This window comes from Chryseobacterium sp. FR048 (assembly GCF_056844665.1).
The window spans coordinates 943790-952779 of sequence record NZ_JBXDSE010000002.1; the positions used below are offsets into that span (position 1 = coordinate 943790).

The window sequence follows — 8990 nt, forward strand, 5'->3', positions numbered from 1 at the left end:
GCAGCCCATTTTTAATTCAGTTTATTCTCTTAAAATAGCTTCAGTCTGTATTTCTTCTCTGTACAATACATTCTTCAGTTTATCTTTATGTACCTGCACAAGATCTCCATCCCGAATTTTATGTTTCTTCTGTAAAGGTTTTTCGTGAACGAAAATAGCGTTGGCTTCTATCAATTGGTTCAGTTTGCCTGATGAAAGGTTCAGGCAGGTTCTGATCACTGTCGATAATCTGAGGTTAAACTCGAAAAGGCATCTGATTTTGAAGTTCAGCATTTCACCATCAGAAGCAATCATCTCTTCCACCGGAATCTTATCAAACTGTATTTCATATTCTACACTGTCTAAATCTGCCTCTGCATTATTTTTCCGTCTTGTTTCGAAGGAAAATGCATATTCCCAGGCCAGGTCTGCATTATTCTCAGAAAGTTTATTGAAAATGTCCTTACTGATAGATTCTGTCCGGATTCTGGAAAACAGGGTCATATTGTATCGGTTGTTGCATTTTACACATCGGTAAATTAACCAGACATCAATATTCTTTTTTTGGGCATTCAGTCTGAATTTGTCACTGCATTGAAATCTGTTGCTGTCACAGTGGTTGCATTTCTTCTTTAAAAGGGGGGTATTTTGCGTTTTCACCTCCCATATATACTCTATACTCATTATAATTTGTGCTTAATATTCTTTAGTAATTTTTTACCTATTATTCACACATTACACAAGTCTATACAACTATTGAAAAGCCTCTTTTATTCCCAATCTGATCGGTAAAAACCATCAAAACAGAAATAGCAGACAACTGCCCATCTTGGTCATGCGAAAAAATAATAGGATGAAATGAAAACCTGTTCGGGTAGACTTACCCAAACGAAAGAATAATTAGCCTATGGTTTGTGAAGGCTAATATTAAGCTATAATAAGTTTAAGAGTTGTTCTCAAAACAAATACTTTACTTGGTTGGGATAAAAGTAGGAAAATTTTAAATACAACATGGTTTTTATTTTCCCCAATGCCTCTCATTAAATATAATAGTGTTGATAAAACCAAATATTTTTTCTTAATTTTAAAAGAATAAAAACTAAATAATTACCATTTCTGAAATTCAGATACATCTTAAAATACCCATTCTATATCGCTAATTTTATAACTGGATTAATAACTACAACCATGAAATATTGTATACAAGAAGAACATCACAAACATTTGATCATACTTATCCATGGTCTTAACGGGGATGAAAGTACCTGGAAGGGAACCAACGAAAGATTTGTGGAGGTATTATCTAAGAATGATTTAATCCAGGAAAACTTTGACCTTGCTTTGTTTACTTATGGTACAAAGATTTTCGAAGTAAGTGGGTTTTCAAAAATCAGCAGTACAATAAAAGGTTTTATAAAAAACCAGCCTGGTGAAGATATAGAAAAGTTTAATGTAGGAATCGAGTCTATCTCAAGACCGCTAGATACAGAAATCTCTGAAGTCTCTGGAAAATATGATTCTATTACTCTGATTACGCATAGTATGGGAGGATTGGTTGCTAAAAGTGCCATGACATGGCTGGATGAGAAAGTCCGTCAAAAAATAAAATTATTGATCTCCCTTTCTGTCCCTCATATTGGTGCTCCTCTTGCGAATCCCGGATCAAAAATTTTACTAAAAAACCTACAGATAAAAGATCTTAAGGTATTGGGGGCTTTCACAACGCAATTAAATGAGAGATTCGGCCGTTTAACTCATTTACCTAAAATGATTTATCAAAGTGGAAATCAAGATACTGTAGTCCCACGGGGAGCAGCTATTCCGCCTCATACTCCAGGGGAATGTATCATCAATACTGCGGATAATCATTTTTCTGTTTTACTGATTAAAGACAGCAAAAACAATATTGTTTTCAATAGAATTATTAATGAGCTAAATTTGCTTTTGCAATCATTTAACTCGGTTGTGGTAGCTGTAGTGCAAAATACCCCATTTGGTTTTCTGATAGAAACAATGGCTGCTAAATTCAATATTAGCATAGATTTCAGCTGTTTCACAGAAGAAGAACTATCTGCAAAACTCAGAGCTGACACTGTAAATAGCCTGACCGTTGAAGACTTCTTTCTTAAACTTAGAAATTTATCCATCACTCCAATACCACCATACACTGTAAAAAAAGAAGCAGGGAGTAATCCTCCTATTTATAAATTTAATAAAACTAATATATCATGAGTAACGAATGTAAATGTACCCATCCTGACGGTGGTGGTATAAAATGTCCGTCCCAACATCTTGCAATATGCATAAGAGAAAGAGACAAAGAATGTTACGGAGACTGTATTCCTATACCTTCAAATTACAGGATGTCTGCAAGTGACTTTAGTTTATGGCTGATTGAAATGATTACCCAGTCGGTCGATCAATATGCTCAGGAGCATTATAGTAAACTGATTACCAGATTCCCACTCAAAAGATCTTCTGAAAACCTACAAGGACAAGGTGGAAGAATGACATTTCGTATTAATAATTTTGTAAATATATATGTACGCTTTTCCTATGATCTTCCCGAAGAAGGCCCAGAAGGATTATATCAAACTTTTAATGTTCATTAGCAATACCTTATAACAAACAGTACGGATCAATTGATCTGCACTATTAAATGGGAAATGACATCTCTTATCTGGAATTGTTTTTATATATTGGGCTCAATTAATGATTCCATGAAAATCAAAAACCTGACTCAACGTCTGCTGGTAACCGTATTATTATCTTTTGGGAACTTATGCTTTGCCCAAAATCCCTATCATAAAGATTTTAATGAATTCTGGTCAGACCTCAATGATCATTATGCCTATATGGATCAGCAACAGATCAACTGGAATAAGGTCAGAGAAATTTATGAACCGCAATCAGAGAAAATTACTAATCAACAGGAGTTTATCCAACTGCTTGAAAAGGTATTGAATGAGCTTTACAATGGTCACTCTTCTCTGAATACCAATTTAAATACCTCCAACAGGCTGGTCCCTTCCGGCTCTGATCTCTATGTTGAAAAAACAGAGGGTAAATATATTATAAAAGATCTGAGAAAGGGCTTTGGTGCTGATCTGGCAGGTTTAAAAATCGGAATGGAGCTTAGTAAGTTCAATGGAAAACCTATCGGGCCACAATTGAAGCCGTTTTTACCCAGATTTACAGATACACCCAACCCAAAAATGCAGCAATATGCCCTTGATATGCTTTTTGCCGGCACTCATGATGTAAAAAGAGAAATCACAGCTTTTGTCAACGGAAAAGAACAGGTTTTCTCTCCTGTCAGCTATGGAAATAGTGATCAGCTGCTCTTTAAAAAGGTTTTAAACCCCAATACGGCTTATATCAAGATCAACAATTCGCTCGGAAATCGTCAACTTATTACAGAATTCGACCAAACATTTGATAGTCTATTGACGTACAAGAATCTGATCATCGACCTTACAGAGACTCCAGGTGGCGGAAATACTACTGTTGCCAGGGCTATCATGGGCAGATTCACAGACAAACAACTTCCCTATCAGACTCATGAGTTTGATGAAAAAGCATATGACACCAAAAGGCATTGGACCGAGTATGTAAGCCCCCGAAAAAAGATTTTCAAAGGAAATGTCTATATTTTAGTAGGGCATTGGACCGGTAGTATGGGGGAAGGAATGGCTCTTGGTTTTGATGGTATGAAAAGAGCTCAGATTATCGGCACCCGTATGGCAGGGCTTCTGGGAGCTATTTCTAATTTTAAACTGACGGAAACCAAAATCGGATTTCAGTTTCCCACTGAAAGACTGTATCATATTGACGGGACTCCGAGAGAGCATTTTGTCCCTGGGATCCTGACCCAAAATATGGAAGAAACGTTTCAAAAAGCACGGGAAATCAAATAGGATGAGTACGAAGATGATGATGAAGAGGAAAGTTAAAAGTAAAACATTGAAATAAAAGGTCTTATTCACTGTTTGTATTTTCTTTTTTTTGTAGCTTAGATAAAGAATTTCTCAGTATTTCAAACCAATCATTTTTAAAACTTAAAATATGTGGTGGGTATATGCAATTCTTTCAGCATTTTTTGCTTCATTGACGGCTATTTTCGCCAAAATCGGGATCACAGGAGTCAGCTCCAATCTGGCTACTGCCATAAGAAGTATCATCATCTTGCTGGTCGCCTGGGGAATTGTTTTTGCCCGAAGTGAGTACAAAGGCATCCCTGCCCTTTCCCGCCACAATCTTATCTATATTGTTATTTCCGGATTGGCAACAGGTCTTTCATGGATTTTTTATTTCAAAGCCCTCCAAATGGGTAAAGTGACACAGGTGGCTCCGGTGGATAAACTTAGTGTAGCTTTAACGATAATACTGTCTGTTATATTTCTGGGAGAAACACTCAACTTTAAAACGGCTATTGGTGCTTTACTGATCATTGCAGGAACTATCATCCTGATCTTTGATCAATAATTTTCATTTTTAGAAATTCAAAGCTAAAATAACGGGTTCAAATTATTCGAAAAAGGGAAAAATAAAAATCAATACAAGGATAATAGCCGCTATAATAACGGTCTTTAATAGAATATCTTTTCTAAGGTTTCCCGCCATAAAACGGAATGTTTTTTCATCAAGATAGAAATCTTTGTACACCTCAGCATCAATATTCAGATCCGGCTTGAATAAAGTTACTCCTTTCAAAAAATGCCCGATAAGACTATATTTGTTTTTCAAAGGGATTACCTCAAAGTTTGCTTTTCTCTTTTTAACCTCTCCATTCTCTCCTCTTTCATGAACCCACAGATTCTTTCTGAAATCCGATTTTCCAGCAGAAGTCTCAGAAAATATATCTTTTGTATAGGGATCTTTACTTTTCATTAAATCCTGATACTTCATTTCTAAAAGCACTTTATCATTCTTATCAAGAAACAATATTCCTCGCGAATTAACGATTAAACAACTGACCTCATGATCTTTACCCCTCAATACATCATAAACCAACACTCCAGCCAACACGCTGACCATAAGAAAAAGAAAAAAATAAATCATCCCTGAAGAAGTATCATCAATAAGCAGAACCAACAGGGCAATGGCACATATTACAAGCACCACCGCAATTCCCCATTTCAATACGGAAATGTACCGGGGATTGTAGGACTCTGATCTCATTTCGGGAAAAGTATTTTGCATATTTTGAATGAATAATGGAAGCAATCGTATCGTTAAATGAATTTATTTTCTAAAAACGGGTATAAAAATAGGATATTCGAGTGAAAGGATATGTCTGTCTTTATTTTAAGACCCCATTTTTCCGAGATTCTTCGAACAGATTATACTCTATTATTCTGTTTTTTCTGAATTTTTTGTATTTACAACTAGATTTTATTAGATTACTGGATATTTTAGCCAAAAATTATATATTTGCTAATATTGATAAATTTATTTAAGCCTTTTAAACTTAAAAATATCACAACGTTATGAGTTTATTTGAAAAAATCTATATGATATTGGGGAGTATTGCAAGTTTGGTCACAATATTTCCTTTAAAAAGACGTAAAGCTATAATTATAATAATAAGGAAGTTTGCTGACAGTGAAAAAGGGGTAAAACTTTCTAATGGATTGGTGTTTCTTACCTGTCTCGGATTTATGATATTGGCTTTCCTATCAGGACTAATCGTATTGCTATCTCAGAACTTTTCTCAACATGGGATATATGCGAGCTTTGGTTTATTTATCGCCATTACTCTATGTTCTTTATTCTTTTTTAAATCAAACTATCAAAAAATAGTATAAAGTTTCGTTTTCTTGTTGAAAATGAAACTTATTTATATTAATCTAAAAGGGTTATTTATAAAAAATTATTACAAACATTAATAATGAGCTATCCATGTTTTAGCTTCTTTAATACTATCTTGTTGATCAAAAATCAATAAATATTTATTAACGCTACCACAATACTTTAAGCCATGATATGAGTTGGATATGACATCGACCCTTAAAGAATCATTTCTCAATTTAGTAAAAACGGCTATATGAGATGGTCCTTTAAATTTATCCTTTGTAAAAATATTTTGGCTTTTATAATAGTCTTGTGGCTTCCAAAATTTCCCCCATCTTCTTTTATTTACTTTTGATAAACATTTACTTTTTTTAGATGGGCTGGTTTTTTCAATATTTAACCAATTAAAATAACTATCAGACTTATATAGAGGAAAAAAACTTTCGTAAATAGAGATTCCATAAGCTCCAGGATTTAAAAGATCTTTATAATACTTTTCTGTACCTTTATTTGTAAAATCCAGTTTTATATACTCAATTCCTTTTTCATATCTTTCACATGCACACTGTCCATACACGGAAAAATTAATACATACAAATAAAACTATTAAATATTTCATTATTAAGCTTTTGGAGTTAGCATAAAAAAGGAATTCTCATCGATTTTTTTAAATTAATCTCCCAATAAATATAGTTGTTTTTAAATTGAAATAAAAACCACTGCAATTTTACAGTGGCATTACTTTTATTTTATTGGGAACAAGCGTGACGCTTGTGCCAGCTGGGGGAGGAGGTAATTTATAAAACTTTGACATCGGAATCTAAAATATCCGATTTATAAAATTCTAATCTTACTGATTTTACATTTATAACCCCTAGCTCTAGATTTTCAGGGTATTCGTTTAACTCTGTTCCTAATGTTAAGTGTATATGATCTTCACTTTGCTTAACAAATTTTAAATATTCTATTAATTCATCTATTCCTTGTTTATCAACAATAACCTCTAATTGTTCAGGAACATCTTGGTAATTTATAAATGATATCATATTAATCTTCTTTTGTTGGTAATTTTTTCTTAGGTGGCATGTTTTTAGGCTTAGGATTTGGATAGTTAACATCAATATGTGCAGGCTCTACTTTTTTTCCTGATTTTCCAGTATCTACATTATATGAATAAACAGATTTCTTATTTTTATAAGAAGTTGAACCACTTTTAGGGTCTGTATAAACTTTATCTAATTTCCCTTTGTTTACTTGTTTTTCCATTGCATTATTTACCTGGGAAGTCGTTTTGGCTTTGAACTGATTTCATAAAACAGGATCTTTAGCATTTCTTATACCTTTAATTCCTCTTCCCAATCCATCTGTAGCCACAACAATAATAACTTCTGCTGCCTTTTCCCTTGCTGTTTTAGAATCTCCTTGCATCAATGCTCCTGCTGTTTTAGCCGTTCCATAAATACCAAATGTCATAGAATTAGCCACACTATCACCATAATCACTCCAAGTGTAATTGTTAATTGCATTTTTTGTTCCATCGATAGGATGAGTTATGAAATTTCCAATTCCTTTGAATGTTCCGACAAATCCCTCTTTTACCCCAGTAAAAAATTCATTACAACAATCATCATCTCCACCATCATCTCCACCATCATCTGGAGCTCTTCCATCAGGATCCGTTAAACTTATCGGGTTATTATAAACATAGGCATAAGGATCATCTGTATTTTCAACTAGTGGATCTAACTGCATCCAACGCCCCACATCAGGCATGTAACTTCTCCAGCCATAATCATACATACCCGTCTCCTGGAGCTCCTTTCCGTTGTACTTGTAATTCAAATATCCTCCCAACTCGCTTTTAATCCCACCTATATGGTTCATTCCAAATGGGTAGTAATTATTGGCATCGGTTATTTCAAGAGCGCCTGCGCTGTTTTTGGCATAGTTCACTCTGGTATTGCCAAGATGATCTTTGTATTGATAAATATAACAATTTTCAATGAAACTGTAAAAACCTTCTGCTGTAGGCACAAAATCCAGACGCCAAATAGGTTCCAGGGGCTTTATCGGACCAAAACCCTGCTCTCCTTTAAAAGCCTGCTCTTCAAAAGCTACACTGGTTCTGCACCACAGGCATTCAGTTATTTCAGAATATTTATGCTGAAAGCCATCCAGATAATCGGTTATGTTGGTCGTTATCTTGGTATTTCCTTTGTTGCCTCCACTTTTATATGTTTTACGAACTTTTGTACCATCTGCTCTGTACAAGTATTTAAGCTCAAAACTTGCAGGGGGCTATCATCGGAAGATATGAGCGTGAGGAAGTAAAACCATCTATTGAGATGGCCACACAGCTGGCAGAAGCCTTGGAAGTATCTCTGGATTATCTCGTAGGCTCTACGGATATTCTACTGGATAAAAATATTGTCACCAAAATCCTTGACATCCAAAAACTAAAAGAGAACGATAGACAACATGTCTTCGCTCTCCTGGATGCGTTTCTTAAACAAACTAAGCTGCAAAGCATCTTATAAAACAACAAAGAGGCTGTCTCAAAAGTGAGGCAGTCTTTTTTTTGAGCATAAAAAAAGGAAAGCTTTTGCTTTCCTAATATTTGCAAATTGATTAATTTGCTGTGTGTTAAGTAATTCAAAGGTAGTCTTTAAAGATTATAATCCCAAGCAAAATTTTCTTTTTCCTCCTAATTTGTCGGAGCTGATAGAAAATAATCATCCTGTACGAACTGTTTCAGCTGTTATAGATGGTCTGGACATCAGTAATTTACTTCGTAATTATAAACCCGGGGGCACATCGGTGTATCATCCCAAAATGCTTTTAAAAGTATTGGTTTATGGCTATTTGTGTAATATTTATTCGAGTAGAAAGCTTGAACAGGCACTCAAAGAGAATGTTCATTTTATGTGGCTAAGCGCCATGAATCGTCCTGATCATAATACTTTGAACCGTTTCAGAAGTGAGAGGTTAAAAGGAGAACTCAAAGAGATCTTCGCACAAATTGTATTATATCTGGAGAAAGAAGGTCTGGTAAGCCTGCAAACCATCTTTACAGATGGGACTAAAATAGAAACCAATGCCAATCGTTACACATTTGTATGGGGAAAGGCTATCAAAAAGAATAAAGAACGTATAGAGTCCCAACTTGAGGATTTGTGGAACTATACTCAGGAAATAGCCAGGGAAGAAATGAAAGATAC

At 34.6% G+C, this 8990-nt stretch carries 13 protein-coding genes; 7 read left to right on the top strand and 6 right to left on the bottom strand.

Features of this window, described 5'->3' with window-relative positions; all coding sequences use genetic code 11:
- Positions 1–21: 21 nt before the first annotated feature.
- Complete coding sequence (locus AC106K_RS09235; RefSeq protein ID WP_482444722.1) at positions 22–663, bottom strand: DUF1062 domain-containing protein; 642 nt, start codon at positions 661–663, stop codon at positions 22–24.
- Positions 664–1167: 504 nt separating this feature from the next.
- Here AC106K_RS09235 and AC106K_RS09240 point away from each other — a divergent pair.
- The 4 genes from AC106K_RS09240 (at position 1168) to AC106K_RS09255 (ending at position 4464) form a co-directional block, all read left to right on the top strand.
- Positions 1168–2211 (top strand): esterase/lipase family protein, encoded by a 1044-nt coding sequence (locus tag AC106K_RS09240; RefSeq protein WP_482444724.1) that lies wholly within the window; start codon positions 1168–1170, stop codon positions 2209–2211.
- The gene (locus AC106K_RS09245) at positions 2208–2591 is read left to right on the top strand and encodes a hypothetical protein (protein ID WP_482444726.1); all 384 of its coding nucleotides are present in this window, start codon (positions 2208–2210) and stop codon (positions 2589–2591) included. The genes AC106K_RS09240 and AC106K_RS09245 overlap by 4 nt, the downstream gene beginning before the upstream one ends.
- Positions 2592–2699: 108 nt before the next feature.
- Positions 2700–3896: a S41 family peptidase gene (locus AC106K_RS09250; protein ID WP_482444728.1), complete on the top strand. Its 1197-nt coding sequence runs from the start codon at positions 2700–2702 to the stop codon at positions 3894–3896.
- Positions 3897–4044: 148 nt separating this feature from the next.
- Entirely contained in the window at positions 4045–4464 is a 420-nt protein-coding gene (locus AC106K_RS09255) for an EamA family transporter (RefSeq protein WP_482444729.1), read from the top strand.
- Between the two features lie 42 nt (positions 4465–4506).
- Here the strand turns inward: AC106K_RS09255 and AC106K_RS09260 are convergent, their stop codons facing one another.
- Complete coding sequence (locus tag AC106K_RS09260; RefSeq protein WP_482444731.1) at positions 4507–5181, bottom strand: hypothetical protein; 675 nt, start codon at positions 5179–5181, stop codon at positions 4507–4509.
- Positions 5182–5468: 287 nt separating this feature from the next.
- Between AC106K_RS09260 and AC106K_RS09265 the strand changes: the two genes are divergently transcribed.
- Entirely contained in the window at positions 5469–5786 is a 318-nt protein-coding gene (locus AC106K_RS09265) for a hypothetical protein (RefSeq protein ID WP_482444732.1), read from the top strand.
- 77 nt (positions 5787–5863) lie between these two features.
- Here the strand turns inward: AC106K_RS09265 and AC106K_RS09270 are convergent, their stop codons facing one another.
- The 4 genes from AC106K_RS09270 to AC106K_RS09285 form a co-directional block, all read right to left on the bottom strand.
- Positions 5864–6391 carry a hypothetical protein gene (locus AC106K_RS09270; RefSeq protein ID WP_482444733.1) on the bottom strand — a complete coding sequence of 176 codons (528 nt, stop codon included), beginning with the start codon at positions 6389–6391 and terminating at the stop codon, positions 5864–5866.
- Positions 6392–6569: 178 nt separating this feature from the next.
- Positions 6570–6818, bottom strand: a complete 249-nt coding sequence (locus AC106K_RS09275; RefSeq protein ID WP_482444735.1) for a hypothetical protein — start codon at positions 6816–6818, stop codon at positions 6570–6572.
- 1 nt (position 6819) lies between these two features.
- Positions 6820–7038 (bottom strand): hypothetical protein, encoded by a 219-nt coding sequence (locus AC106K_RS09280; protein WP_482444736.1) that lies wholly within the window; start codon positions 7036–7038, stop codon positions 6820–6822.
- A gap of 42 nt (positions 7039–7080) precedes the next feature.
- A complete protein-coding gene (locus AC106K_RS09285; protein WP_482444737.1) occupies positions 7081–8043 on the bottom strand; it encodes an RHS repeat-associated core domain-containing protein in 963 nt (320 codons plus the stop codon).
- Positions 8044–8060: 17 nt separating this feature from the next.
- Between AC106K_RS09285 and AC106K_RS09290 the strand changes: the two genes are divergently transcribed.
- Together AC106K_RS09290 and AC106K_RS09295 are read left to right on the top strand one after the other, a co-directional pair.
- Complete coding sequence (locus tag AC106K_RS09290; RefSeq protein ID WP_482444738.1) at positions 8061–8309, top strand: helix-turn-helix domain-containing protein; 249 nt, start codon at positions 8061–8063, stop codon at positions 8307–8309.
- A gap of 103 nt (positions 8310–8412) precedes the next feature.
- On the top strand, positions 8413–8990 hold a 578-nt coding region (locus AC106K_RS09295; protein ID WP_482444739.1), incomplete at its 3' end, for a transposase.